The sequence below is a fragment of the Roseococcus sp. genome (genome assembly GCF_965227005.1).
Taxonomy (GTDB): Bacteria; Pseudomonadota; Alphaproteobacteria; order Acetobacterales; family Acetobacteraceae; genus Roseococcus.
The window spans coordinates 214,279-238,631 of the sequence record NZ_CBDDFJ010000021.1 but is presented as its reverse complement, the minus strand read 5'-3'; the positions used below and the strand labels follow the sequence as shown (position 1 = coordinate 238,631).

General features: G+C 69.5%; 26 protein-coding genes. 17 read left to right on the top strand and 9 right to left on the bottom strand.

The genetic code is table 11. The features are described from left to right. Nucleotides 1-99 precede the first annotated feature (99 nt). Both ACO057_RS12295 and ACO057_RS12290 read right to left on the bottom strand, forming a co-directional pair. Nucleotides 100-2,049, bottom strand: coding sequence for a lysylphosphatidylglycerol synthase domain-containing protein (locus tag ACO057_RS12295; protein ID WP_421992078.1), 1,950 nt, complete (start codon nt 2,047-2,049; stop codon nt 100-102). Beyond that, the gene (locus tag ACO057_RS12290) at nt 2,046-3,674 is read right to left on the bottom strand and encodes a lysine--tRNA ligase (protein ID WP_421992076.1); all 1,629 of its coding nucleotides are present in this window, start codon (nt 3,672-3,674) and stop codon (nt 2,046-2,048) included. Before ACO057_RS12290 ends, ACO057_RS12295 begins: the two co-directional genes overlap by 4 nt. 290 nt (nt 3,675-3,964) lie before the next feature. Here ACO057_RS12290 and hpxZ point away from each other — a divergent pair, with 290 nt between their 5' ends. Beyond that, nucleotides 3,965-4,354, top strand: coding sequence for an oxalurate catabolism protein HpxZ (gene hpxZ / locus ACO057_RS12285; protein WP_421992074.1), 390 nt, complete (start codon nt 3,965-3,967; stop codon nt 4,352-4,354). A 111-nt stretch (nt 4,355-4,465) separates the two neighbouring features. Then, on the top strand, nt 4,466-5,089 hold the full coding sequence (locus ACO057_RS12280; RefSeq protein WP_421992072.1) for a glycine zipper family protein: 624 nt from the start codon (nt 4,466-4,468) through the stop codon (nt 5,087-5,089). Nucleotides 5,090-5,110: 21 nt separating this feature from the next. Here ACO057_RS12280 and ACO057_RS12275 read toward each other — a convergent pair whose 3' ends face one another. Next, entirely contained in the window at nt 5,111-6,340 is a 1,230-nt protein-coding gene (locus ACO057_RS12275) for an RsmB/NOP family class I SAM-dependent RNA methyltransferase (protein WP_421992070.1), read from the bottom strand. An 87-nt stretch (nt 6,341-6,427) separates the two neighbouring features. Between ACO057_RS12275 and ACO057_RS12270 the strand changes: the two genes are divergently transcribed. The 15 genes from ACO057_RS12270 to ACO057_RS12200 all read left to right on the top strand — a co-directional run bounded on the left by ACO057_RS12270 (nt 6,428) and on the right by ACO057_RS12200 (nt 18,366). Continuing rightward, nucleotides 6,428-8,131, top strand: a complete 1,704-nt coding sequence (locus ACO057_RS12270) for an ArnT family glycosyltransferase (protein ID WP_421992068.1) — start codon at nt 6,428-6,430, stop codon at nt 8,129-8,131. Next, complete coding sequence (locus tag ACO057_RS12265; protein WP_421992066.1) at nt 8,128-8,742, top strand: DedA family protein; 615 nt, start codon at nt 8,128-8,130, stop codon at nt 8,740-8,742. Before ACO057_RS12270 ends, ACO057_RS12265 begins: the two co-directional genes overlap by 4 nt. Next, the gene (locus ACO057_RS12260; RefSeq protein WP_421992064.1) at nt 8,739-9,242 is read left to right on the top strand and encodes a GNAT family N-acetyltransferase; all 504 of its coding nucleotides are present in this window, start codon (nt 8,739-8,741) and stop codon (nt 9,240-9,242) included. The genes ACO057_RS12265 and ACO057_RS12260 overlap by 4 nt, the downstream gene beginning before the upstream one ends. A gap of 179 nt (nt 9,243-9,421) precedes the next feature. Beyond that, nucleotides 9,422-10,153 (top strand): prephenate dehydrogenase/arogenate dehydrogenase family protein, encoded by a 732-nt coding sequence (locus ACO057_RS12255; RefSeq protein ID WP_421992062.1) that lies wholly within the window; start codon nt 9,422-9,424, stop codon nt 10,151-10,153. A 53-nt stretch (nt 10,154-10,206) separates the two neighbouring features. Next, entirely contained in the window at nt 10,207-10,956 is a 750-nt protein-coding gene (locus ACO057_RS12250; RefSeq protein WP_421992060.1) for an SDR family oxidoreductase, read from the top strand. Nucleotides 10,957-11,025: 69 nt separating this feature from the next. Further along, nucleotides 11,026-11,766, top strand: a complete 741-nt coding sequence (locus ACO057_RS12245; RefSeq protein WP_421992058.1) for a hypothetical protein — start codon at nt 11,026-11,028, stop codon at nt 11,764-11,766. Between the two features lie 20 nt (nt 11,767-11,786). Next, nucleotides 11,787-12,533: a hypothetical protein gene (locus ACO057_RS12240; RefSeq protein WP_421992056.1), complete on the top strand. Its 747-nt coding sequence runs from the start codon at nt 11,787-11,789 to the stop codon at nt 12,531-12,533. A gap of 2 nt (nt 12,534-12,535) precedes the next feature. After that, nucleotides 12,536-13,528 carry a hypothetical protein gene (locus ACO057_RS12235; RefSeq protein ID WP_421992054.1) on the top strand — a complete coding sequence of 331 codons (993 nt, stop codon included), beginning with the start codon at nt 12,536-12,538 and terminating at the stop codon, nt 13,526-13,528. Nucleotides 13,529-13,599: 71 nt separating this feature from the next. After that, nucleotides 13,600-14,562: a Bug family tripartite tricarboxylate transporter substrate binding protein gene (locus ACO057_RS12230; protein ID WP_421992052.1), complete on the top strand. Its 963-nt coding sequence runs from the start codon at nt 13,600-13,602 to the stop codon at nt 14,560-14,562. A 71-nt stretch (nt 14,563-14,633) separates the two neighbouring features. Beyond that, nucleotides 14,634-15,485, top strand: coding sequence for a fumarylacetoacetate hydrolase family protein (locus ACO057_RS12225; RefSeq protein WP_421992050.1), 852 nt, complete (start codon nt 14,634-14,636; stop codon nt 15,483-15,485). Between the two features lie 64 nt (nt 15,486-15,549). Beyond that, a complete protein-coding gene (locus tag ACO057_RS12220; RefSeq protein WP_421992048.1) occupies nt 15,550-16,050 on the top strand; it encodes a prolyl-tRNA synthetase associated domain-containing protein in 501 nt (166 codons plus the stop codon). A gap of 76 nt (nt 16,051-16,126) precedes the next feature. Then, nucleotides 16,127-17,074: a tetratricopeptide repeat protein gene (locus ACO057_RS12215; protein WP_421992046.1), complete on the top strand. Its 948-nt coding sequence runs from the start codon at nt 16,127-16,129 to the stop codon at nt 17,072-17,074. Between the two features lie 69 nt (nt 17,075-17,143). After that, nucleotides 17,144-17,797: an LON peptidase substrate-binding domain-containing protein gene (locus ACO057_RS12210; protein ID WP_421992044.1), complete on the top strand. Its 654-nt coding sequence runs from the start codon at nt 17,144-17,146 to the stop codon at nt 17,795-17,797. A gap of 9 nt (nt 17,798-17,806) precedes the next feature. Beyond that, nucleotides 17,807-18,001, top strand: a complete 195-nt coding sequence (locus ACO057_RS12205) for a Trm112 family protein (RefSeq protein ID WP_421992042.1) — start codon at nt 17,807-17,809, stop codon at nt 17,999-18,001. Further along, entirely contained in the window at nt 18,001-18,366 is a 366-nt protein-coding gene (locus ACO057_RS12200; protein ID WP_421992040.1) for a gamma-butyrobetaine hydroxylase-like domain-containing protein, read from the top strand. Before ACO057_RS12205 ends, ACO057_RS12200 begins: the two co-directional genes overlap by 1 nt. A 54-nt stretch (nt 18,367-18,420) precedes the next feature. On the opposite strand, the gene ACO057_RS12195 is transcribed toward ACO057_RS12200, so the two are convergent. The 6 genes from ACO057_RS12195 to ACO057_RS12170 form a co-directional block, all read right to left on the bottom strand. Beyond that, complete coding sequence (locus tag ACO057_RS12195) at nt 18,421-19,353, bottom strand: 2-hydroxyacid dehydrogenase (protein WP_421992038.1); 933 nt, start codon at nt 19,351-19,353, stop codon at nt 18,421-18,423. Beyond that, entirely contained in the window at nt 19,353-19,802 is a 450-nt protein-coding gene (locus ACO057_RS12190) for a hypothetical protein (RefSeq protein ID WP_421992036.1), read from the bottom strand. The genes ACO057_RS12195 and ACO057_RS12190 overlap by 1 nt, the downstream gene beginning before the upstream one ends. Further along, nucleotides 19,799-21,403: an ABC transporter ATP-binding protein gene (locus ACO057_RS12185; protein ID WP_421992034.1), complete on the bottom strand. Its 1,605-nt coding sequence runs from the start codon at nt 21,401-21,403 to the stop codon at nt 19,799-19,801. Before ACO057_RS12185 ends, ACO057_RS12190 begins: the two co-directional genes overlap by 4 nt. Then, on the bottom strand, nt 21,400-22,431 hold the full coding sequence (locus ACO057_RS12180) for an ABC transporter permease (RefSeq protein WP_421992032.1): 1,032 nt from the start codon (nt 22,429-22,431) through the stop codon (nt 21,400-21,402). Before ACO057_RS12180 ends, ACO057_RS12185 begins: the two co-directional genes overlap by 4 nt. After that, on the bottom strand, nt 22,428-23,156 hold the full coding sequence (locus tag ACO057_RS12175) for a DUF3891 family protein (RefSeq protein ID WP_421992030.1): 729 nt from the start codon (nt 23,154-23,156) through the stop codon (nt 22,428-22,430). The genes ACO057_RS12180 and ACO057_RS12175 overlap by 4 nt, the downstream gene beginning before the upstream one ends. A gap of 99 nt (nt 23,157-23,255) precedes the next feature. Further along, entirely contained in the window at nt 23,256-24,350 is a 1,095-nt protein-coding gene (locus ACO057_RS12170; protein WP_421992028.1) for a microcin C ABC transporter permease YejB, read from the bottom strand. Nucleotides 24,351-24,353 lie beyond the last annotated feature (3 nt).

The following is a 24,353-nucleotide window of genomic DNA, read 5'->3' as shown; positions in this document are numbered from 1 at the left end:
CCCGGCCGCGATCAGATTCAAATTTCCTGGAGCTTGCTTCCCCGGGGCTTCGGCCCCGTTGTTCCCGTCATCAATCCTGACCTAAATGGGCGAGGCAGGTCAGCCCGCAACCGGCGCCGCGGATGATTCCGCCGGACCGCCGCAGTAATCCATCAGCACGGCCATGTCGTGCTCGGCATGGCAGGCCACGAACCGGCCCGGCGACTTGGGGTCCGGCAGGGTCTGCAAGCCCGTATCCGCATAGATGCGCAGATAGGCCGGGCCCACGCCGACGAAGGCCGCGCGCGCGCCGTTGCGCTCGCACAGATCGCGGAAGCGCCAGATGGCCGAGACGGCATCGCGCGCATCGCCGGCCGGATCGCCATGGCCGATCCAGATGGGGCCGGCCTTGGAGAAGGCGAAGCCGGCGCGGGCCGCCTCGCCCCAGAGCACGCCATCCGCCTGGGCAGGCAGCGTGCCGCCGAGCGCGGCCAGCAGGGCGCGCTGCGTGCCGTCATAGGCGGCGGGGCGGATGCGCGCCGGCCGCAGCAGCCGCACGATGCCGATGAGCAGCAGCAGCCCCGTGATGCCGACGGCGAAGCGGAGCTGGATGGGCGCGCCATAGGTCAGCGCCACCTCCCACCAGTAGTCGTCCTGCAGGCGGCTGGCATTGGCGAAGAGCGCGATGGCCGCGCCGCTGATCGCGACGGCGGCGAAGGGCAGCAGCATCTCCTGCGAGAGCGGCTCGGCGCGCAGGCGGCTGTCGCGGTAGAAGGCCTGGCGCATGGTGGCCAGCACGCCGGCGACCAGCAGGAAGATGCCCCAGGTCCACCAGGCCTCGTTGCGCAGCCAGGCGATCAGGGCGCCCATGCCCAGCAGCACCAGCGCCGCGCCCCAGGCGATGTTCAGCCGCCGGGCGAGGCCGAAGGCCATCACCATCAGCAGCGAGCCGACGATGGAGGCGGCGAATTGCGAGGCGATGGCGGCCTCGTAGCCGGCCCATTCCTTGAACTCGTCCACCGGCAACGAGCCCAGGAAGATCAGCAGCGCGCCGCCCAGCGCCACGAGGCCGGTGAGCACCGGCACCTCCAGCGGCATGGCGCCCGAACCGAGCGCGGTGAAGCGCGACAGGGCGTTGCGGCGCTGGCTGATCTCGAAGCCCGCGAAGAGCAGGCCCGAGATGAAGAGCGGCACGATGTAGTAGTAGAGCCGGAAGACCAGCAGCGCCCCGATCACCTCCGCCGGGCCCATATAGGGGGCGAGGCCGATGACGATCGCCGCGTCGAAGACGCCGAGCCCGCCCGGCACGCTGGCCACGATGCCCGCCGCATAGGCGGCCAGGTAGATGCCGACGAAGCGGATGAAGGTGAGCCCCTCCACCGGGGGCAGCAGCACATAGAAGATCGCCGCCGTGACCGCGACGTCCACCGTGGCGAGCAGGCTCTGCGCGATCGCCATCCGCGTCCCGGGCAGTTCCACCACATGGCCGAAGACGGTCACGGTGCGGCGGAAGCGGCTCAACAGGATGTAGGAGAGGACGATGCCGAACAGCGGGATCGCCAGCGATTGCAGCACCCAATGCGGCAGATGCGTCCCGACCCAGGGCAGGACCTCCGGCTCCAGGATCAGCACCCATCCGCCCAGTGCCATGCCACCGAGCCCGAAGGTCAGCGAGGTGAAGCCGATGACCTTGCCGATCTCGAGCGTCGAATAGCCCCAGGCCGAATAGAGCCGGTAGCGCACGGCCGCGCCCGAGACGGCCGCGAAGCCGAGATTATGCGCCAGGGCATAGCCGCAGAAGGAGGCGACCAGCGCCCGCCCCCAGCTCGACGGTTTTCCGGCATAGCGCGCGCCCAGCCAGTCATAGGCCGCGAGCACGAGGTAGGCGACGACCGTCAGCCCCGCGCCCAGCCAGCGCGCGGAATCCGGGATCTCGCCCATCGCGCGCATGACGTCGGCCATGGAGAGGCTGCGGAATTCGCGCTGGACGACCCAGATGGCCGCCACCAGAAGCATCAGCCCGAAGACGGTGGCGCCATGGCGCTTGAGGAACGGCAGCAGCGCCTTCACGCCGTGGCGCTCTCCCGCGCCAGGGCGTGCTCGATATGGGCGCAGGCCTCGACCACGCCCATCACCGCGATGGTGCCGCCGAAGCGCGGCCCCTCGGATTTGCCGAGCAGCACCTCGTAGAGCGCGCTGAACCAGGCGCGGCCGACGCCGGGGCGCCCGCCATCCTTGGCCGGCGTCTGGAAGGCGGGGAATTCGCGGCCGGCGTCATAGACGGCCTCCTGCAGGGCGGCCTCGCGCTGGGGGCCGGGGGGCAGGGCGTCGAATTCCGGTGCGCGCTCGCGCAGGATCTCCACGAGGCGGCGCATGGCGGCGGCCTCCTCGGGCGTGGCGTCGCGGAACTTGCGCTCGGGGGCGATAAAGTCGCGCCAATAGGCGCAGGCATTGCGGACCAGGCGGTCGAGCAGGGGCTCGGCCTCGCGCGACAGCTCCGGATGATACTTCTTCAGATAGGCCCAGAGCCGGTCCGGATCATCGGTGTTCGCGATGCCGGCGAGGTTCAGCAGCGTCGCGTAGGAGACCGGCGGCGGTGAGAAATTCGGCGGATGGCCGCGATGGATGTGCCAGGCGGCATTCGAGGGGTCGGGATTCTCGCGCAGCTTGGCGAGGTTCGCGATCCAGTCGTCCACCGCGCGGGGGATCACCTCCTTGTGCAGGCGCTTGGCGCTGCCCGGCGAGGCGAACATGAACCAGGCGAGGCTCTCCGGGGGGCCGTATTCCAGCCATTGCTCGATGGTGAGCCCGTTGCCCTTGCTCTTGCTGATCTTCTGGCCGGCGGCGTCGTTGAACAGCTCATAGGTGAAGGAGACGGGCGGCTCGCTGCCCAGCACCTTGCAGATCTTCGAGGAGAGCTTGACGCTGTCGATCAGGTCCTTGCCCGACATCTCGTAATCGACGCCGAGCGCGTGCCAGCGCATGGCCCAGTCGGCCTTCCACTGCGCCTTGCAGGCGCCGCCGGTGACCGCTGTCTCGAAAACTTCACCGGTGTCGGGGTCGCGCCAGACGATCGTCCCGGCCTCGGGGCGGGTCTCCTCCATCGGCACCTGCATGACCACGCCGGTCTTGGGATGGATGGGCAGGAAGGGCGAGTAGGTGGCGCGGCGGTCCGGACCGAGGGTGGGCAGGATCACCTGCCGGACCTCCTCGTGCAGGGCCAGCATGCGCAGCAGGGCCGCGTCGAAGCGGCCGGAGGCGTAGTAGTCGGTGCTGGAGGCAAAGTCGTAGTCGAAGCCGAACTCGTCGAGGAAGGCGCGCAGGCGGGCGTTGTTGTGCTGGCCGAAGCTGGGATGGGTGCCGAAGGGATCGGGAATGCGCGTGAGCGGCTTGCCGAGATGCGTGGCCAGCATCTCCTTGTTCGGCACGTTGTCCGGGACCTTGCGCAGCCCGTCCATGTCGTCGCTGAAGGCGAGCAGGCGGGAGGGAATCCCGGTCAGCCGCGTGAAGGCCTCGCGCACCCAGCTGGTGCGCGCGACCTCGCCGAAGGTGCCGATATGCGGCAGGCCCGAGGGGCCGTAGCCCGTCTCGAACAGCGCCTCTTTTTTCCCTGAGGCGGCCATGCGGTCAGCGAGCTTGGCGGCCTCCTCGAAGGGCCAGGCGCGAACGGAGCGGAGAGAGGGATCGGCGGACATGGGCCTCGGGATGGCAGGGGGATGGCTCAGGGTCAATGCGCGACTGCCCATCAGGGCGGCAAGCCTGCCCCGCAAAAGCGCAAGGTGAGGCGGGAAAGGCGCGACCAGGGCGATTCTCGCCTTCCGTCCAGCCCTCCCGGGGAGGTCCATCCCGCAGGAAGGACCCCTGCCCGAGTTCGACCCAGCACCTATGCCCCGGCGGAGACGCCCCTCTTCCGCACGGCCGCCGCGCTGGAGAAGAATGAGTGTCCGCGCTTCGCCCCCCCTTTGAGGAAGATGAGGAAGAACTGATGCACGACGTGAATATCCCCGAGGTGCATGCGGAGGTCACCGCCGCCTTCCATCGCTACGAAGCGGCGCTGGTGAGCAACGACGTGGCCGTGCTGGACGAGCTCTTCTGGAACGAGGAGCACACGCTGCGCTTCGGGGTGACGGAGAACCTCTTCTCCTATGCCGAGATCGCGGAATTCCGTGCCAGCCGCCCCTCCCAGGGGCTGACCCGCAAGCTGCTGCGGACCGTCGTCACCACCTATGGCCGGGACTTCGCCACGGCCAATACGACCTTCCTGCGCGACGGCTCGGATCGGGTCGGCCGGCAGAGCCACAGCTGGCTGCGGACGCCGGAGGGCTGGCGGATCGTCGCCGCCCATGTGTCGCTGCTGCCGCCGGGCGTGGGGTAGATATCGCGCGGAACAGCCATGAAATTTTGTAACCGCCGCTGCCGCTTCGTGCCTGGGAAGTTATATCCGAAGCACGGAATTCGGCCTGCGAGGACAGCCATGAAAAATCTGATGATCCTGGGATTGGCGGGCCTGTCAGCCTGCGCGGTTCCGCCGCCTTCCGGCCCGACGCTCATGGCGCTTCCTCCCCAGGGGAAGGACTTCGCGCTGTTCCAGCGCGAGGACATGGCCTGCCAGCGCAATGCCGGCCTCGCCATCGGCTATGTCGATCCCTCGCAGGCGACGAATGCGGCGGTGGGAAGCGCTGTGGTCGGAACGGCCGTGGGCGCGGCGGCCGGCGCGCTGATCGGGGCCGCGGCCGGCAATCCGGGCGCGGGCGCGGCCATCGGCGCGGGTGCGGGTCTCGTCACCGGAAGCGCGGTCGGCGCAAATGCCGCCGCCGGCACGGGTTATGAGATGCAAGCGCAATTCGACACGGTCTATGCCCAGTGCATGACGGCCTATGGCAACACCATCCAGGCCGGACCGGCGAGGGCGGCGAGCATTCCCTATTACGCGGGGTCCTATTATCCCGCGCCCTTCTATCCCTATCCCTACTATTATGGCCCCAGTGTAGGGTTCTATGGCGGGTATGGCGGGTATGGCGGATATTGGGGTGGATATCGCGGCGGATACTGGGGTGGACGAGGCGGTTATTGGGGCGGATATCGCGGCGGCTACGGTCGCCGCCGCTAGTCCGTCTGGCCGGAAGGGCTCCTAGCCCTTCACGAGACGGACGGCGAAGAAGCCATCCATCCCGCCCTGGTCGGCCCACATATCCGGCCGGGTCCGCATGGCGCCCTGCGCGGTCGCGCCGATTTCCGGCAGTTCCTCGTCGCGGATCGGGTCGATGCGCATCCCTTCCGGCAGATGGGCCAGATGCGCCTCGCCTTCCTCGGCCTGGAGCGAGCAGGTGGCGAAGACCAGCCGCCCGCCCGGCTTCAGCAGCCGCGCTGCCGCTTCCAGCAACTGCCGCTGCTGCGCGGCGAGCTTGGTGATGTCCTTGGACTGCTTGAGATAGGGCAGGTCCGGATGGCGGCGGATGGTGCCGGTGGCCGTGCAGGGCGCGTCGAGCAGGACGGCGTCGAACTGCTCGCCCGGTCGCCACTTCAGCACATCGGCATTGGCCAGCTCCGGGCCGAGCTGCAGGCGGACCATGTTCTCCCGCAGGCGGCTCATGCGGCTGGAATCCCGCTCCACCGCCACGACCTCGGCGCCCAGCGCCGCGAGTTGCGCGGTCTTGCCGCCCGGCGCGGCGCAAAGATCGGCCACGCGCTCGCCTGGCCGGACGTTCAGCAGCCGGGCTGGCAAGGCGGCGGCGGCGTCCTGGGCCCAGAAATGTCCCTCGGCGAAGCCCGGCAGCTCCGTGATGCGCGTGCCGGCCGGCATCCGCGCCGTGCCGGTGGGCAGCATGATGGCGCCCTCGGGGGCCGCCACGCCGGGCTTCAGGGAAAGATCCAGCGGCGCCTCGATCCGATGCGCCGCCGCGATGGCGCGCACCGCCGAGCCATGCGCCGCATGCCAGCTCGTCCAGAGCCAGGTCGGCGTATCGATCCGCGGGTCCATCTCCTCCAGCACGGCCGGCCCGGCCTCGGAGACCCGGCGCAACACGGCATTCACGAGGCCCGCCAGGGGCTTGGGCGCCAGCGACACCGCCGAGGCCACGGCCGCATGCGGCGGCGTCCCGAGCAGCAGGAGCTCCGCCGCGCCGATCCGCAGGGCGCGCTGGGCGGGCTTGGGGGGCTCGCGGCGCAGCCAGGGCTCCATCGCGGCGTCGATGCTGCCAATCCGGCGCAGCACGGCGGCGGCGATGCGGTGGCCGGAGGCCTTGTCGCGCGCCTCGATGTTGGAGGGGATCGCGTCCAGCGCGTCCTCCATCGTGCGTTGCTGCTCGAGGACGGATTCCAGCAGAAGCGAGGCGACAAGGCGGGCAGGTGAGATGCTCATCCGGCGGTTTATGGCCGCGCGCCTCCTCACATGCTAGACGCGCCGCAACATGCCGCCCCTCCGCTCCCTCCGTAGCCACCCCGCCGCATGAGCGCGGCGCGGCTGGATTCCTGGCTCGACACGGCCAGCGGCGCGGCCCAGCGCTGGCCTCGGCTGGTGCTCGTTCTGCTCTGCCTGGCGCTCTTCCTGCCGGGATTCTTCAACATCCCCGCCACGGACCGCGACGAGAGCCGCTTCGCCCAGGCCTCGCGCCAGATGGTCGAGACGGGGGACTACGTTCACATCCGCGTCGGCGACGAGGAGCGGAACAAGAAGCCCGTCGGCATCCATTGGGCCCAGGCGGCCAGCGTCCATCTGCTGGAACTGACCGGCCTGGGCGACCGCCGCGAGATCTGGGCCTATCGCATCCCCTCGCTGCTGGGCGCGATCCTCGCCGTGCTGGCCACCTTCCAGTTCGGGCGCGGGCTGGTCGGTCGGCGCACGGCGATGCTGGCGGCCGCCATGCTCGCCGGCTGCATGGTGCTGATGGTCGAGGGCCATATCGCCAAGACCGATGCGGCGCTGCTCGCCTCCGTGACCGGCGCCATGGGCCTCTTTGGCCTGGCCTATCTGCGGCCCGAGGCCTTCACCGCGCGGCAGGCTTTGGCCTTCTGGGTGATCCTGGGCATCGGCGTCCTGCTGAAGGGGCCGATCGCCCCCATGGTCCCGCTGCTGACGGGGCTGACCCTGGCCGTCTGCGACCGCCGCGCCGGCGGCCCCTGGCTGCATGCGCCCTGGCTGCGGCCGCTGCGCCTGACCTGGGGCGTGCCGGTCATGGTGGCGATGGTGCTGCCCTGGATGATCGCGATCGGCATCGCGACCGAGGGGCGCTTCTTCTCCCAGGCCATCGGCGGCGACATGCTGGGCAAGGTCGGCGCCGGCGACGAGAAGCATTGGGGCCCGCCCGGCTTCTATGTCCTGACCTTCCTGATCGCGGCCTTCCCGGCCGGCTTCCTGGTGATGCTGTCGCTGCGGCAGAGCTGGGCCGAGCGCCGCAAGCCCGCCATCCGCTTCCTCCTCGCCTGGATCGTGCCGACCTGGCTGCTCTTCGAGGCGGTGGCGACCAAGCTGCCGCACTACACCATGCCGACCTATCCGGCGCTGATGCTGCTGGGCGCCGTCTGGGCCATGGACCCGCTGCGCCGCGAGCCGCCGCGCTGGCTGCGCTGGACCGCGAAGCTCGCCGTGGCGGGCGTGGCGCTGGGCCTCGCCTTGGTGGCCGTGGCCGTGCCCTGGGCCGTCACCGGGCATGAGCCTTTGGGCGCGCTGCTGGCTTTGCCGGCGGCCGCGCTGCTGATCTGGCTGACCTGGCGCGAGATCGGGCGCGGGCATTGGGCACGGGCCGCGGCCGTCGCGGTCGTGGCCGCCATCCCGCTCTATGTCAGCGTCATGCAGCTGACCTTCCCGCGCATCGAGGCGATCTGGATCGCCCCGCGGATCGAGGCCTTGCTGGAGCGCGCCGCGCCCGGCCTGCCCTCGGAGAAATTCGGCATCACCGGCCATGCCGAGCCTTCGACGCTGTTCCATGTCGGCGGCGGGCTGCGGCTTTTGCGGCGCGGGGAGGATGCCGCCATCTTTCTGTCCGCCGAGCCGGGCAGGGTGGTGGCCGTGGGTGATCGTGCCGAGGCGGATTTCCGCCGGGAAGCCGCGCGGCTTGGGCTGCGCGTGGAGGAGATGGGTTCCGTGGATGGTCTGAACTACACGCGCGGTCGGCGCGTGACGCTGCGCTTCTACCGGGTGGCCACGCCATGATGGACCTCATCACGAGCTGGGTCGCGGCGGCCGGCTACGTGGGCATCATCGGGCTGATGTTCCTGGAGAACCTGTTCCCGCCGATCCCCTCCGAGCTCATCATGCCCTTCGCCGGCTTCGCCGCCGCGCGGGGCGAGCTCTCGGTCACCCTGGTGATCCTGGCCGGCATCTTCGGCACGGTCATCGGCAATATGTTCTGGTACGAATTCGCCCGGGCCTTCGGCGCGGCCCGCACGCGCGGACTTTGCGAGAAATACGGCCGCTGGATCGGCGTGAAGTCGTCCGACCTCGACAAGGCGGAGGAGACGCTGCGCCGCTGGGGGCCGCTGGCGGTGTTCCTCGGCCGGATCATGCCCGGCATCCGCACCGTGATCTCGATCCCGGCCGGCCTCATCGAGATGCCGCGCAAGACCTTCTATGCCTGGACCACCCTGGGCACGACCATCTGGGTCGGCGCGCTGACCATCGTCGGCTACGTCCTGGAGGAGGGCTATAATCAGCTCGAACCCTGGATCGACCCCATCGGCAAGGGCCTGGTCCTGTTGGTGGGCGTGCTGTTCCTCTGGCAGATCTGGCGCATCTGGCGCCGCGACAAGCAGCAGCCTCGGTGACGATCCCAGTCCTCCGCTCCGCCCGGCTGACCCTGCGGGGCATGCGCGCGGAGGATCATGCGGATCTGCTCGCCCTCGCACGGGACCCGGAGGCAATGCGCTTCATGCACGAGGGGGCGACGCCTTCCGCGGCCGACGTCTGGAACCGCATGGCTGGCGCGCTCGGGCAATGGGCGCTGCGCGGCTATGGCATGATGATCGCGGAGGACGGCGAGGGGTTCGTGGGTCGGCTCGGCTTCTTCCACCCCTACGGCGGCGCCCATCCGCTGCTGGTCTATGCGCTGGCGCCGCGCTGCTGGGGCCGCGGCTATGCCACGGAGGGCGTGAGGCTCGCGCTCGACTGGCTCGCCGAAGCGCATGGGCCCTACCGCGTCACGGGAAATATCGATTCGGCCAACACGGCCTCGGCCCATGTCGCCCGCAAGCTCGGCGCGGTCAGGGACGGGACGGTCGAATGGGCCGGTGTCACGCTCGACCAATGGATCTTCCGCCAATATTGACGCCCATGCCGCGCTGGGCTTACCTGCGCCGCGTGACGACGATCTCCACCCTCTCCGGGCTGTATTACGCGCCGCTGTCCTAGCGGCGGGGTGATCTGTGTCATCCATCAACCGCTGCCTCGCCAGCGGTTGATTTCACGACATTCCGTTGGCCTCGCTGCTTCTGCAGAGGTTCTGACGTGCTCCCCAACAGCGACATCGGCATCATCGGCTTCGGCGCCTTCGGGCGACTGATGGCCCGGCACCTCGCGCCGCATTTTTCCCTATGCGCCTACGATCCTGCGCCTGGATCGGGAATGGAGGGCGTGATGCAGGTCGATCTGCCGGCGGCCGCCTCCTGCCCGATCGTGATCCTCGCCATGCCCGTCGGCGCCATGGAGGAGACGGTGCGCGCCATCGGGCCGCATCTGCGGCGGGGCGTGCTGGTGCTCGATGTCGGCTCGGTGAAGGTGAACCCGGCGGCGATCATGCGCCGCGGACTGCCTGCCCATGCCGATATCGTCGCGACCCACCCGCTCTTCGGGCCGCAAAGCGCGCGCGACGGCATCCGGGGCCTGAAGATCGCCGTCTGCCCGGTCCGCGGCAAGCGCGCGCCGCGGGTGGCGGCCTTCCTGCGCAAGGTGCTGGGCCTGGACGTCATCCTGACCACGCCGGAGGCGCATGACCGCGAGGCCGCGATGGTGCAGGGCCTGACCCATCTCGTCGCGAAGGTGCTCGTGCAGATGGAGCCTCTGCCCAGCCGCATGACGACGCGGAGCTTCGAGCTGATCCTCCAGGCCGTGGGCATGGTCCGCCACGACGCGCCGGAGGTGTTCCGGGCCATCGAGCAGGCCAACCCCTATTCTCACGGCGTGCGCCGGCGGTTCTTCGACCTGGCTTCGGCGCTGGATACCGAACTCGCCAAAGGTTGACGCCGGGTCGCTTCCAGCGCGGGAATGCGGAAATAAACGCAGGGAGGACCATCATGGCTGGACGTCTGACGGGCAAGCGCGCCTTCGTGACCGCGGCGGGGCAGGGGATCGGGCGCGCCAGCGCGCTGGCCATGGCCGCCGAAGGCGCCTCGGTCATCGCCACCGACCGCGAGGCCGCCAAGCTCGCGGGGCTGGAGGCCCATGGCATCACCGTGATGGCGCTGGACGTGCTGGACGACCACGCGGTCGAGGCCGCGATCACAGGGGCCGGCACGCTCGACATCCTCTTCAACTGCGCGGGCTTCGTGCACCAGAACACGGCGCTGACCTGCACGGACGACGAGTGGGACTTCGCCTTCGGCCTCAATGTCCGCTCCATGTGGCGCTGCCTGCGCGCGGCGCTGCCGGGCATGCTGGCGGCGGGGCATGGCAGCATCATCAACATGGCCTCGGCCGCCTCGAGCATCAAAGGCGCGCCGAACCGCTTCGTCTACGGCACGACCAAGGCGGCGGTGATCGGCATGACGCGCGCCATCGCGGCGGATACGGTGACTCAGGGTGTGCGCTGCAACTGCCTCGCGCCCGGAACCGTGGACACGCCGAGCCTGGGCGACCGCATCGCGGCCAATGCCTCGGCGGCGGGCGGGCTGGAGGCCTCGCGCGCGGCCTTCATCGCGCGCCAGGCCATGGGACGGCTGGCGACGGCGGAGGAGATGGCGGCGCTGGTCGTCTATCTCGCCAGCGACGAGAGCACCTTCGTCACCGGCCAGGCGATGGTCATCGATGGCGGGTGGACGCTGTAGCGTCGCGAAGCGCTTGACGCGACGGCGCTTCTTCGTCACTCCGCGCCTCGTGTCATGAGCTTGCAGGGGATGGCTCGCCGCTTGCTCGGATTCCGCTTCTGGCTGCTTCTGCCCGCGCTTCTCGGCGCCTGCGCGCTCCCGCTCAACACGGCGGTGCGGGACTGGTCGGGAACCGCCGGCATCGCCGTCGCCCGGCCCGGCGTCGCGGAGCCCGAGGCGGCCCGCGCCCTACGGCAGGCGCTCTCGATCTACTTCCAGGCGCTGGGCGTGTTGTGGGACGGTTCGGATCTGACCTTCGACGAGGCGCGCTTCGCCGGACTTGCGGAGAAGGTGGCCGAGCCGCGGGCCGCGCAGGCGATCGCCGAGCTCGGGCGCGTGCTGCGCGCGGCGAGCGACGAGAAGCCCCCACGCTGGCTCCCGCGCGACAATTCCGGCCCGGTGCCCGCCTATGAGGACCGGCGGCTGACCCGGACGATCCGGGCGGCCGATGGCCCCGTGCGGATCCTGCTCGCCGCTTTGTCCGGCACGGTGACCATGCCCGCGCGGACGCCGATTCCGGACGCGGGGGTTCCCGACGTGGGCGATCCGGCGCTGCGCCAGGCGCTCCTGGAGCGGGACGCGCATTTCGTCGCGGAAGGGCAGGCGGCCGGCGCGCGGTATCTTGCGGTGCTGGACCGCATCGCCGAGGGCCAGGCCGTGCTGGCGGACCGCGCCGGGCAGATCCGGCAGCGATCGACGGAGCTTCAGCTTCGCGACGCCGAGGATCGCCTCCAGCGCGCCATCGACGCCCGCCGCGCGCCGGCGCCATGATCCCTAGGAAGGCCCCATCCATGCGCGGCACCCTTGTCCTCTGGGCCTCGCTCGCGCTCGCCGGCTGCAATGCGCCCGACTACTCCCCCGTGCGCGACTGGGCCTCGACCGCGAGCCGCGCGGTGGACTTTCCGCGGGTGGCCGGCGGCGCGATCCTTCCGTCGCCCGGTGCCGATGACGGCATTCTCGCCATGCAGGAGGCCCTGGTCACCTACCTCCGGGCCATCGCGACGCTCGCTTCGGATGGCGTGCTGCCCTATCGCGAGAGTCCCTTCGTGGAGCTCGCGGCGCGCGCCGCGCTGGGATCGCCCATGGGTGGTCAGGCCATCACCGCGTTCGGCCTGCTGCTGCGCCACGCCAATCGCACCAACGCCCAGGCGCCGATGCTGCGCGACAACATCCAGGCCGCCGATCCGCATGTGCAGGCGCTGGTCTCCGCCTTGCGGAACGCCGTCGCGCACCGGATCGGGGACGAGACCCCGGCGCGCCAGGACGCGGCCGCCTTCTATGCCGGGATCGAGGCCAGGAGCGGCGATGCGGCGGCACGCCAGGTGCTGCGCGAATGGGCCCGCCGGCGCGACGACGAATTCGCCGCCCAGGCCGCCGCGCGCCTTCGATACGACGAGATCCTGACCCAGGTCGCCGCCGGCCATGCCCTGCTCAAGGGCCGCGCCGGCCGCGTCACGCGCGAGGACGTGGTGCAGGAGGTCCGCATCGCCGAGGATCAGCTGCGGCGCGCCGCGCTGGCGCTTCGCGAGGGTGGATGAATTTGGCCTGGGGTCGTTTCCTCGGCATGGCCATCGGGCTTCTGGTCGCGGCCTTTGGCGCGGCCGCGCAGCCGAATCAGGTCCAGGACCGCCTCGCCCAGATGCGCACGACCTTCCAGCCCAGGAGCGGCGGCGTGCTCGGGCTGATGGGCTACAATATGACGCCCGACGGCTCAACCAATTCGCTGGTGATCAACCGCGGCTCCGGCCATGCCGGCGGCGATGGCGCGACCGCCCTGCAGCTCAGCCAGTTCGGCTTCGGCTTCACGGCGAGCGAGTCCCTGCCGGTCTTCCTGGAAGCCTATCTGGGCATCGCGCGCTACGATCCGCGCGCCTATCTCACGAGCGGGGCGGAGGATCGCGCCTTGCCACTGCGCTGGAACAACATCACGGCGACGCTGGGCATCGGCTACGACATCCGCCTCGCCGAGAATCTCTGGCTGCGGCCGATCCTGAACGGCTCGCTGGGCATCGCGGCCACCGATGCGTCGATCTTCGGCGCCTTCGTCGACTACCGCCGCGGCACCGATCTCTCCGCGCTCACCGACAAGCACATGAACGTCTACGGCCTCGGCGCCTCGCTGATGCTCGCCTATTACGACTACACGCCGGCGCGGGATATCGATGTCGAGCTGCGCTACACGCAGCTCCGGCTGCAGAGCTTCGGCGACACGCCATCGGGCATCGGCGGCAGCTCGGTTCCGCGCACGCTCGGCCTCTGGTCGCGCCTGCGCTGGCCCACCGGCTGGGAGGCCTTCGGGCGGCCGGTGCGCTGGGTGATCGACGGCTCGGGCACCGCCTATCTCGGCGATCAGCGGCAGGCGCTGGGCTATGCCTGGGCGGTGAAGATCGGCGGCGGCATCGAGTTCGACGTGGGGCGGTATGAGGTCGGCGCGATGGGGCTCAATCTCAGCCGGGTGCGGCTGATCGGGCGCTACTTCTTCGGAGATGGCGGCGTGACCGGCGCGTCCTTCGGGATCGGCATGAGTTTCTGAGGAACGCGCCGGTTTGACAGCGCGCTCCGCGCCTCCCGATACTTCCGGAAAATCGTCCCCGGGAGGACAAGATGAAAACGTCACGCCGCGCTTTGCTGGCCACGCCCGCCGCCCTGCTGGCCACGCCCGCGCTTGCTCAGGGCGCCTGGCCCAACAAGCCCGTCCGCATCTTCGTCGGCTTTCCGGCCGGCGGCACCACCGACATTCTCGGGCGCGTGGCGGGCCAGATCCTGCAGGAGGCCCTGGGCCAACCCTTCGTCATCGAGAACCGTCCCGGCGCCGGCTCCAACATCGCCGCCCAGGCCGTGCTCCGCAGCCCCGCCGATGGCTACACCCTGCTGCTGGGCTCGCCGGGCACCAATGCCATCAACCCGCATCTCTACAGCAATTCCGGCTACGACCCGCGCACGGACTTCTTGCCGATCGGCCAGATCGCGGAGGTGCCCAACCTCATCGCCGCGCATCCCAGCCTGGGCGTGCGCGACGCGGCGGGGCTGATCGCTCTGGCCAAGCAGCGGCGGCTTTCCTACGGCGAGACCAGCGTCGGCGGCTCCACCCATCTCTCGGCCGAGCTCTTCCGGCTGATGGCGGGGATCGAGGCGACCCACGTCCCCTATCGCGGCAGCGCGCCGATGATGGTGGACCTGCTGCCCGGCCGCATCGATTTCGGCTGCGACAACCTGCCCTCCATCCTGCCGCATATCCGCTCCGGCGCGCTGGTGCCGATCGGCGTGACCTCGACGGGCCGCTGGTCCGGCGCGCGCGAGATCGCCGCGATCGGCGAGACGCTGCCGGGCTACGAGGTCACCGCCTGGTTCGGAATCGTGGCGCCCAAGGGCACGCCGCCCGAGGTGATCCAGCGCGCCAATGCGGCGCTGCGCGCGGGCCTCTCCAGGCCGGAGACGGCGTCGCGCCTGCAGGAGCTGGGCGCGACGCCGCTGCCCGGCACGCCGGAGGAGTACCAGGCGCGCAACGTCGCCCAATACGACCGGATGGGCGAGCTGATCCGCCGCGCCGGCATCCGCGCGGAATAGGCAGGGCGCGCGGGACTTCGCGTCCCGCGCTTTCCCGTGCAGTCTTCGCCCGCTTTCACGGAGGAATCATCATGAAGCTGCTTCGCTACGGCCCCAAGGGCCAGGAAAAGCCCGGCCTGCTCGACGCGTCCGGCACCATTCGCGACCTTTCGGCGCTGGTCCCCGACATCAACGGCGATGCGCTCTCGCCCGGCGCGCTGAAGAAGCTCGCTTCCGTCGATCCCTCCACCCTTCCCGCCGTCAGCGGCAGCCCGCGCCTCGGCTCGTCCGTCACGGGCATGAAGAACCTGATCTGCATCGGCCTGAACTACGCCGACCATGCGGCGGAGACGGGCTCGGCCCTGCCGAAGGAGCCGATCGTCTTCATCAAGTCGCTCGGCGCGCTGAACGGCCCCTTCGACGACATCATCATCCCCAAGGGTTCGGTGAAGACCGATTGGGAATGCGAGCTCTGCATCGTCATCGGCACCACCGCCCGCTACGTGACGGAAGAGGCCGCGATGGACCATGTGGCCGGCTATTCCGTCGGCAACGACGTCTCCGAGCGCGAATGGCAGGCCGAGCGCGGCCCGACCTGGGACAAGGGCAAGGGCTTCGAGACCTTTGGCCCGCTGGGCCCCTACATGGTCACGAAGGATGAGGTCGCCGATCCGCAGAACCTCAAGATGTGGACCGATGTCGACGGCGTCCGCCAGCAGGACGGCAGCACGAAGACGATGATCTTCGGCGTGAAGCAGCTGGTGAGCTATGTCAGCCAGTGCATCACGCTCTTCCCCGGCGACGTGATCTTCACCGGCACGCCCCCGGGCGTGGGCCTCGGCAAGAAGCCGACCCCGTGGTTCCTCAAGGCCGGCCAGCAGCTCAAGGTCGGTATCGAGGGCCTGGGCGAGCAGGTCTCCAACACGGTCGCCTATAAGGGCTGATCGACGCGACCGGTCCGGCGGGATCCCCGCCGGACCGGATTCGAGACGGGAGCGGCCTGAGTTCATGGAAACGCCCGAGGGGCTGCTGGCCCGCCTCGCCGCGGCCGGCATCGAGATCCGCCACGTGGCGCACCAGGCGGTCTTCACCGTTGCCGAATCCGAATCCGTCCGCGACGGGATGCCCGGCGCGCATTCGAAGAACCTCTTCCTCGCTCCGGCAAAGGGGGAGGGCCCCTATGCGCTTGCCGTGCTGGAGGCCGAGCGGAAGGTGTCCGTGAACGCCCTGGCCCGGGCGGCCGGCTGGGGCAAGGTGAGCATGGCCCCGGCCGAGGCGCTGGTCGGGACCCTCGGCGTCACCCCCGGCAGCGTCACGCCCTTCGGGCTGGTGAACGCGCCGCCCGGCTCGGTCCGGGTGGTGCTGGACGCCGCCTTGGCCGAGGCGCCCGATCTCGCCTGGTTCCATCCGCTGGTGAACACGGCGTCGGTCGGTCTGCGCCCCGCCGATTTATTGCGATTCCTCAACGGTTTGGGCCATGACGTGGCCGTTCTTCGGCTGGACCCTTGAAGCGCGAGACAAGTCGCACGGCTTGTCTTATGCCCGCCCCCACAACATCTCTCTGCTTTCGCCAGGACCGAGCCCGATGGACGTGATCTTCGACCCCAACAAGCCAAATGCCCCCGCTGGCGCCCCCGGCGGCGTGGATCCCGTGAGCGACGGCGACCAGAAGACCTTCATGCAGGATGTGATCGAGGCCTCGCGCGAGGTCCCCATCCTGGTGGACTTCTGGGCGACCTGGTGCGGCCCCTGCAAGACGCTGACGCCGACGATCGAGAAGGTGGTCCGCGCCTCGGGCGGGCGCGTGCGCCTCGTGAAGATCGACATCGACAAGAACCGCCAGCTCGTCCAGCAGCTCACCCAGATGGGCCTGCCGCTGCAGTCGGTACCGACCGTGGCCGCCTTCTGGCAGGGCCAGATCGCCGACCTCTTCCAGGGCGCCCTGCCCGAGAGCGAGGTGAAGAAGTTCATCGAGAACCTGCTGAAAGTCGCCGGCGGCCAGATGCCCTCCGACGACCTCATCGGCGAGGCCAAGGAGCTCTTCGAGGCGCAGGACTTCACTGGCGCGCTCGAGGTCTATGCCGCCCTGGCCCAGCAGGAGCCCGAGAACGCCGAGGCCCTTGCCGGCCTCGCCCGCTGCCTCCTCGCGCTGGATGAGGAGGCCCAGGCCAAGGAGATGATCGAGGGCCTCGACGCCAAGCTCCAGGCGCATCCCGAGATTTCCGCTCTCCGCGCGCAGATCGAGCTGGCCGAGGCCGGGCGCATCGCCCAGTCGAAGTTCGGCATCTTCGAGGCGCGGCTGGCCCAGGACCCCGATGACCACGAGGCTCGCATCGAGCTCGCCGTGGCCCTCAACGCCGCCGAGAAGCGCGTCGAGGCCGCCCAGGAACTGCTGGAAGCCATCAAGCGCGACCGCGCCTGGAACGAGGAGGCCGCCCGCAAGCAGCTGCTGAAGTTCTTCGAGGCCTGGGGCTTCGACGACCCCGCGACGCTGAAGGCCCGCCGCGGCCTCTCGGCGCTGCTGTTCCGCTGAGGGCATTCGCCCGCCCGCCTGGACGAGGAGAGCTGAAGTGAGCATCCGCGAAAGCAAAAGGCTCTGACGATGAACCCCTTCCAGCCCGCACCGGAGCAGCTGCCGGCCGAGATCGCGGTCTTCCCGCTCTCGGGCGCGCTGCTCCTGCCGGGCGGAAAGCTGCCGCTCAACATCTTCGAGCCGCGCTATCTGGCCCTGGTGCTGGACAGCCTGGCCCAGGGGCGGATGTTCGGCATGATCCAGGCCGACCCCAATGGCGCCGGGGACGGGCTCTATCACGTGGGTTGCCTCGGCCGGCTGTCCTCCTTCGCCGAGACGGAGGATGGGCGCCTTCTCATCACGCTCTCAGGCCTGATCCGCTTCCGGGTTACCGAGGAACTGACCGCCTGCCGGGGCTATCGCCGTGTGCGGGCCGACTACACGCTCTATCTCGACGATCTTGACCCCCCCGAGCCCGGCGATTTGCCGCGCGAGGGCATCCTGGCGGCGCTGAAGCCCTATTTCACCGCCAAGGGCATCGACGCGAATTGGTCGGCGGTGGAGCAGATGAGCTGCCCCTCGCTGGTCACCACCCTTTCCATGGTCTGCCCCTTCGCGGTGGCCGAGAAGCAGGCGTTGCTGGAGGCGGCGAGCCCCGCCGAGCGCGCCCAGGACCTGATCGCCCTGCTGCGGATGGCCGCACTGGGCGGCGGGGAGCTTCCGCCCGGCGGGCGACCGAGCTAGGACTTCCCCATGACCGATACGCCCAGCAAAGCCGGCGCCGTGGATCCCCAGCTCCTGGAGATCCTCGTCTGCCCCGTGACCAAGCAGCCCCTCCGCTACGACCGCGAGGCGGGCGAGCTGGTGAGCGAGGCGGCGGGCCTCGCCTATCCCGTGCGCGACGGCATTCCCATCATGCTGCCCGACCAGGCCCGCAAGCTCGATTGATGGCGGTCACGGTCACCGAGCTGCGCTACCGCTCGGCGGACAGGACCCTGGATGTCGGCTTCGACGACGGCAGCCATTTCGCCCTGCCGGCGGAATTTCTGCGCGTGGAAAGCCCCTCGGCCGAAGTGCAGGGGCACGGGCCGGGGCAGAAGAAGCTCGTCGCCGGGCGACGGCATGTGGGCATCATGAAGATCGAGTCCGTGGGCAATTACGCGGTGCGGATCTTCTTCGACGACCTGCACGACACCGGGCTCTACACCTGGGAGACGCTGCACCGGCTGGGCCTGGAGCGGGACCGGCTCTGGGCGGAGTACGAACAGGCCCTTGCGGGCAAGGGCCTGTCGCGCGATCCGCCGCGCCGCTGAAAGTGCCGTGAGACCGCTTCACGGCTTTGGCGGAGACGCCTCCGCCGATCGGGCTCAGTAGCCGGCGGAGAAATCCACCAGATTGATGAGCTCGCGCCCCTCGCGGGCCCGGCGCAGATTATCCACCACCTGCGGCGCGGCGCTGGAGGGGATGGTGATGGCCGCCGCATGCGGCCAGACCAGCACGCGCGGATGGCTCCACAGCGGGTGCTCCGCCGGCAGGGGCTCCGGCTCGAAGACGTCGAGCGCGGCGGCTGCGATATGCCCTGAATCCAGCGCCGCCAGCAGGTCCTCGGCGACCAGATGCCCGCCGCGGGCCGAGTTGATGACGAAGGCGCCGCGCGGCATGAGGGCCAGGGTGCGGGCGTTGATCACGCCGCGCGTCTGGGGCGTCAGCGGCAGCAGGCAGCAGAGGATGTCCGTCTGGCGCAGCATCGCGTCCAGGCCATCCTCGCCGTGGAAGTTCGTCACGCCCTCGACCTCGCGCGGGGTGCGCGTCCAGCCCATCACGGGGAAGCCGAAGGACACCAGCGCGCGGGCCGAGGCGGCGCCCAGCTCGCCCAGGCCGAGGATGCCGATACGTCGCTCGGCCGTGACCGGCGCGGGCAGCTCGTTCCAGACGCGCGCGGCCTGCTGCGCGCGGTAGTCCAGGTCCTGCCGGTGGAAGCGCAGCACGTTCAGCACGACGAATTCGGTCATGCCCGTCGTGAGCATATGGTCCTTCAGCCGGGCCACCGGAATGCCCGGCGGCGGGCCGGGCTGGCGCAGCAGATGGTCCACGCCCGCGCCCATGGAGACGATGAGCTTCAGGTTCGGATAGCGCCGCAGCTCGCCCATGTCGTGCTGGTTCCAGCAGACGGCGGCCTCGATGTCGGCCGGATCGCCCGCTTCGGGGAAGAGGCGGATGTCCAGCGCTGGGTCCACGGCGAGCAGCGCGTCGCGCCAGTCGTTCATGGCGGTGGTCTTGGTGCAGAGAAGGATGGCCATCAGAAAATTCCGTAGAGGGAGCGAACGAAGACGCGCCAGTCGTCGCGATAGGCCGCGGCGCGCTCGGTGCCGTCGGGCAGCTTGGCGTAGAGGCTGAGCATGGCCCGACCCCACATCTGGTCGAAGTTGCGGTCGCTCTCGAGCACATAGGCCGAGGAGCGCAGGAACACCGCCTCGCGGATCTGCGGGAGGATCTTCCACACCCACCAGGTGCAGCCGACGGCCAGGATCACGGCGCCGACATAGAAATGCAGGAAGGCCGTCGCCGCGAAGGAGGCGATGAGGATACCGGCGGCGGGCACGACGTTCTCGGAGCTGCGGTACACCGGGCTGCCGGGCGAGTTCATCTTGCGGATATGGACGCCGAGCTTCACATGCTCCGCATCCATCAGCTCCTGCAGTTTCTGCCGCTCCTGGCCGGCCCAGGGATGGTCTTCGGTCTCGCTCAAGGCGCGCCATTCTCCTTGGCCGCGCGGAGTTCGAAGGCAGCGGCCATCAGGGCCCGCGTATAAGGCTCGCGGGGGTTTTGGGTAAGGGCTTCGGCCTCGCCGGCCTCCACGATGCGGCCGTTCCTCATCACGATGATGCGATGCGCCATGGCGCGCACCACGCGCAGGTCGTGGCTGATGAAGAGATAGGCGAGGCGATGGCGCTCCTGCAGGCCGCGCAGCAGTTCCACCACCTGCGCCTGCACGCTGACGTCGAGCGCGCTGGTGGGCTCGTCCAGTACGACGAGGCGCGGCTTCAGCACCAAGGCGCGCGCGATGGCGATGCGCTGGCGCTGGCCGCCGGAGAATTCATGCGGGTAGCGCTCGGCCATGGCGGCATCCAGGCCCACCTCCTCCAGCGCGGTGCCGACGCGAAGCGCGCGGCCGGCGGCGTTGAGGCCGGGCTCATGCACGGTAAGGCCCTCGCCCACGATCTCGCCGGCATTCATGCGCGGCGAGAGCGAGCCGTAGGGGTCCTGGAAGACGATCTGCATGCGGGCGCGCAACGGCCGCAGCTCGCCGCGCGAGAGGCCCTGGATGTCGCGCCCCTCGAAGCGGATGACGCCCTCGCTGCCCTCCATGCGGATGAGCGCGAGGCCGAGCGTGGTCTTGCCGCTGCCGCTTTCGCCGACGAGGCCGAGCGTCTCGCCCTCGCGCACGGAGACGTCCACGCCATCCACCGCCTTCACCACGGCGACGGTGCGGCGCAGGAAGCCCTTGCGGATGGGGAAGTGGACGCGGATCTGATCGCCCTCCAGAACCTCTACGGCATCGGGCGCGACGGGGGCGGGGCGGCCGCGTGGCTCGGTGGCCAGCAGCATGCGCGTATAGGGATGCTTGGGGTCGGTGAAGACGGTCTCGACCGTGCCCTGTTCGACCACGGCGCCGTCCTTCATCACGACCACGCGATCGGCGTGGCGGCGCACGATCTGCAGATCATGGGTGATGAGCAGCATGCCCATGCCGAGCCGCTTCTTGAGGTCGGCCAGCAGTTCCAGGATCTGCGCCTGGATGGTGACGTCGAGCGCGGTGGTGGGTTCGTCGGCGATGAGCAGCCTGGGCTCGTTGGCCAGGGCCGCGCCGATCATCACGCGCTGCCGCTGCCCGCCGGAGAGCTGGTGCGGATAGGCGGAAAGCCGCTCCTGCGCATTGGACAGGCCGGCGCGGACCAGCGTGTCGATCACCGCCTTGCGCAGCGCCGCGCCCCGCAGCGGGCGATGGAGGGTGATGGCCTCACTCACCTGACGCCCGACGCTGTGCAGCGGGTTGAGCGAGGTCATGGGTTCCTGGAAGATCATGCCCGCCGTGCCGCCGCGCAGGCGGCGAAGCTCCTCGCCGCTCGCCTTCAGAACGTCCACGCCGTCGAGGGTAATGCTGCCTTCGGGGTTGGAGCCGGTATTGGCCAGCAATTGCAGGATGGAGAGCGCGGTGACGGACTTGCCCGAACCGCTCTCGCCGACGAGGGCCACGACCTCGCCCGGATCGACGTGGAAGGAGACGCCCTGCACCACGCGCTTGCCGCGGAAGGCGACGGAGAGGTTCTGGACTTCGAGGAGGCTCATCTCCCGCCTCCCGGAAGTTTTCTCGGATCGAAGGCATCGCGCACCGCCTCGCCGATGAAGATCAGCAAAGTCAGCACGCCACCCAGCACCGCGAAGCCGGTGAAGGCCAGCCAGGGCGCCTGGAGGTTGTTCTTCCCCTGGCTCAGCAGCTCGCCCAGCGAGGCGGAGCCGGGCGGCAGGCCGAAGCCGAGAAAATCCAGCGTGGAGAGCACCGTGACGGATCCCGAGAGGATGAAGGGCAGGAAGGTCAGCGTCGCCACCATGGCATTGGGCAGGATGTGCTGGAACATCAGCCGCCCGTCGGCCACGCCCAGGGCACGGGCCGCGCGCACGTAATCGAGGTTGCGGCCGCGCAGGAATTCCGCGCGCACGACGCCGACCAGGCCCATCCAGGAAAAGAGCAGGAGGAAGATCAGCAGCGTCCAGAATCCCGGCTCGATCACGCTGCTCAGGATGATAAGCAGGAAGAGCTGCGGCATGCCCGACCAGATCTCGATGAAGCGCTGGAAGAGCAGGTCGGTCCAGCCGCCGTAATAGCCCTGCACCGCGCCGGCGAGGATGCCGATGGCCGAGGCGAAGATGGTCAGCGTGAAGCCGAAGAGCACGGAGATGCGGAAGCCGTAGATCACCCGCGCCATCACGTCGCGCGACTGGTCGTCGGTGCCGAGGATGTTCTTCCAGCTGGGCGGCGAGGGCGCGGGCACGCTGAGCCCCGTCACCAGCGTCGCGTGGCTGTAGCGGATGGGCGGCCAGAGGACCCAGCCGCGGCCTTCGACCTCGCGCAGGAATTCCGGATCGTGCCAATTGGCCTCGACGGGCAGGCCGTCGGGAACGATGTCCTCCTCGGCGTAATGGACGAGGACGGGGAAGCGCCAATGGCCGTCGATATGGCCGATCAGGGGGCGGTCATTGGCCAGCAGCTCGGCGAAGAGGGTCAGCACGAAAAGGATCGCGAAGATCACGAGCGAGATGGAGCCGCGCTTATTGGCGCGGAAATTCGCGGTGCGGCGGCGGTTCAGCGGACTCATGCGGGCGTCAGCCGGAAGCGCAGCGGGAAGCGGGGAGCATGGGCCAGGCCGCCATGCATGTCGCCCGCATCGGCGTAGCGGGACGGCAGGCGCAGCGCCTCCGTCTCCAGCGTGATCTCCGGCACGGCGAGCGGCCAGGGATCGAGGGTGGCCTCGAAGGGCGAGACGCGCTTCAGCTTCGCCTGGCCGCAGTCGAAGGCATCGCGGCCCCAGCACAGCCCCAGGGCGATGGCATCGACCAGCGCGATCTTCTTCGCGTTCGCGGCCACCTGCGCCTCACTGACTCCGAGTTTTTCCGCCAGCAGCGTGCTCCAGGCCTTCTCGCGGTCGATATAGCCCTGCATGGCGAGGAGGCTTTCGTCGCCGGGCGCCATGCGCTGATGCTCGATGCCGAGACGATAGATGAAGCTGCCATGGCGCAGGACCAGCAGGCCCGCCCAAAGCCCCCAATTCGCCAGAGCGAGGCGCACGCCCGCCTCCCACATGGGCACGTGCTTGGCGCCGGAGAGGGCATTGAAGGCGCGCGGCAGGCCGGTGTCGCCGTCGAATTCGGGGTCGGCCTCCCAGCGCATCCAGCCGCAGTCGTGCTGGGCGGCGGCGGTCACGACGGGCTCGAAGGGAACGGGCGGATCGGCCAGCACGCGCATGAGCTGGCCCGAAAGAATCGCATGCGCGGGCTGCGGCGTGGCGATGACGCTGCCGTCTTGCTGGGGCCAGAGGATCATGTCGCGTCCTGCCCGACGAGCGGAGCGAGGAGGATCAGCGGGCCGCGCATCATGCGTCCTGCCTCCGAAGCGGAGCGAAGGAGATCGGCAGGTCGCGCATCAGCGCCTTGCCTCGAAATCGATGCGCGGATCGACGAGCGTATAGGTGAAGTCGCTCACGATCTGCATCACCAGCCCGAGCAGGGTGAAGATGTAGAGCGTGCCGAACATCACGGTGTAGTCGCGCCGGATCGCGGATTCAAAGCCCAGCAGTCCGAGCCCGTCGAGCGAGAAGATGATCTCCACCAGCAGCGCGCCGGTGAAGAGGATGCTGATGAAGGCGGAGGGAAAGCCCGCGATGATGATGAGCATCGCGTTGCGGAAGACATGGCCGTAGAGCACCCGCCCTTCGCCCGCGCCCTTGGCCCGCGCGGTCAGCACATATTGCTTGTTGATCTCCTCCAGGAAGGAGTTCTTCGTCAGCATGGTCAGCCCCGCGAAGCCGCCGATGACCAGGGTGATCGTGGGCAGGACCATGTGCCAGGCGTAGTCGAGCGCGCGCTCCCAGAAGGGCCAGGATTCGCTGCCCGAGCTGGTCAGCCCCCGCAGCGGGAACCACTGGAAGAAGCTGCCGCCGGCGAAGAGCACGACGAGCATGATGGCGAAGAGAAAGCCCGGGATCGCATAGCCTACCAGCAGCACCGCGCTGGTCGCGACGTCGAAGCGCGAGCCGTCGCGCACCGCCTTGCGGATGCCGAGTGGGATCGAGATCAGATAGATGATCAGCGTCGACCACAGGCCGAGCGAGATGGAGACCGGCAGCTTCTCCAGCATCATCGTCCAGACCGGGCGATCCTGGAACAGTGATCGCCCGAAATCGAAGCGCAGATAGCCCCAGAGCATCTCGCCGAAGCGCACATGGGCCGGCTTGTCGAAGCCGAAGGCGCGCTCGATCTCGCGCACCACGGCGGGATCGAGGCCGCGCGCGCCGCGATAGGTGGAGCCGCCGCCCTCGGTTCTGGAAGGCGCCTGCCGGACCTCGCCGCCGCCCTCGCCCGTGAGGCGGCCCAGCGTCTGACCCTGGCCGCGGATCTCGGCGATCATCTGCTCGACCGGGCCGCCGGGAGCGAATTGCACCACGGCGAAGTTGATGAGGATGATGCCGAACAAGGTCGGCACGATCAGCAGCAATCGCCGGAAAAGATAAGCGGTCACTTC

Coding starts and splice junctions, on each gene's coding strand:
- ACO057_RS12225 (WP_421992050.1), top strand. CDS start 14,634: ATGAAGCTGCTTCGCTACGGCCCCAAGGGCCAGGAAAAGCCCGGCCTG.
- ACO057_RS12220 (WP_421992048.1), top strand. CDS start 15,550: ATGGAAACGCCCGAGGGGCTGCTGGCCCGCCTCGCCGCGGCCGGCATC.
- ACO057_RS12180 (WP_421992032.1), bottom strand. CDS start 22,431: ATGAGTCCGCTGAACCGCCGCCGCACCGCGAATTTCCGCGCCAATAAG.
- ACO057_RS12245 (WP_421992058.1), top strand. CDS start 11,026: ATGGCTCGCCGCTTGCTCGGATTCCGCTTCTGGCTGCTTCTGCCCGCG.
- ACO057_RS12200 (WP_421992040.1), top strand. CDS start 18,001: ATGGCGGTCACGGTCACCGAGCTGCGCTACCGCTCGGCGGACAGGACC.
- ACO057_RS12275 (WP_421992070.1), bottom strand. CDS start 6,340: ATGAGCATCTCACCTGCCCGCCTTGTCGCCTCGCTTCTGCTGGAATCC.
- ACO057_RS12280 (WP_421992072.1), top strand. CDS start 4,466: ATGATCCTGGGATTGGCGGGCCTGTCAGCCTGCGCGGTTCCGCCGCCT.
- ACO057_RS12290 (WP_421992076.1), bottom strand. CDS start 3,674: ATGTCCGCCGATCCCTCTCTCCGCTCCGTTCGCGCCTGGCCCTTCGAG.
- ACO057_RS12230 (WP_421992052.1), top strand. CDS start 13,600: ATGAAAACGTCACGCCGCGCTTTGCTGGCCACGCCCGCCGCCCTGCTG.
- ACO057_RS12205 (WP_421992042.1), top strand. CDS start 17,807: ATGACCGATACGCCCAGCAAAGCCGGCGCCGTGGATCCCCAGCTCCTG.
- ACO057_RS12175 (WP_421992030.1), bottom strand. CDS start 23,156: ATGATCCTCTGGCCCCAGCAAGACGGCAGCGTCATCGCCACGCCGCAG.
- ACO057_RS12210 (WP_421992044.1), top strand. CDS start 17,144: ATGAACCCCTTCCAGCCCGCACCGGAGCAGCTGCCGGCCGAGATCGCG.
- ACO057_RS12270 (WP_421992068.1), top strand. CDS start 6,428: ATGAGCGCGGCGCGGCTGGATTCCTGGCTCGACACGGCCAGCGGCGCG.
- hpxZ (WP_421992074.1), top strand. CDS start 3,965: ATGCACGACGTGAATATCCCCGAGGTGCATGCGGAGGTCACCGCCGCC.
- ACO057_RS12215 (WP_421992046.1), top strand. CDS start 16,127: ATGGACGTGATCTTCGACCCCAACAAGCCAAATGCCCCCGCTGGCGCC.
- ACO057_RS12265 (WP_421992066.1), top strand. CDS start 8,128: ATGATGGACCTCATCACGAGCTGGGTCGCGGCGGCCGGCTACGTGGGC.
- ACO057_RS12250 (WP_421992060.1), top strand. CDS start 10,207: ATGGCTGGACGTCTGACGGGCAAGCGCGCCTTCGTGACCGCGGCGGGG.
- ACO057_RS12185 (WP_421992034.1), bottom strand. CDS start 21,403: ATGAGCCTCCTCGAAGTCCAGAACCTCTCCGTCGCCTTCCGCGGCAAG.
- ACO057_RS12195 (WP_421992038.1), bottom strand. CDS start 19,353: ATGGCCATCCTTCTCTGCACCAAGACCACCGCCATGAACGACTGGCGC.
- ACO057_RS12240 (WP_421992056.1), top strand. CDS start 11,787: ATGCGCGGCACCCTTGTCCTCTGGGCCTCGCTCGCGCTCGCCGGCTGC.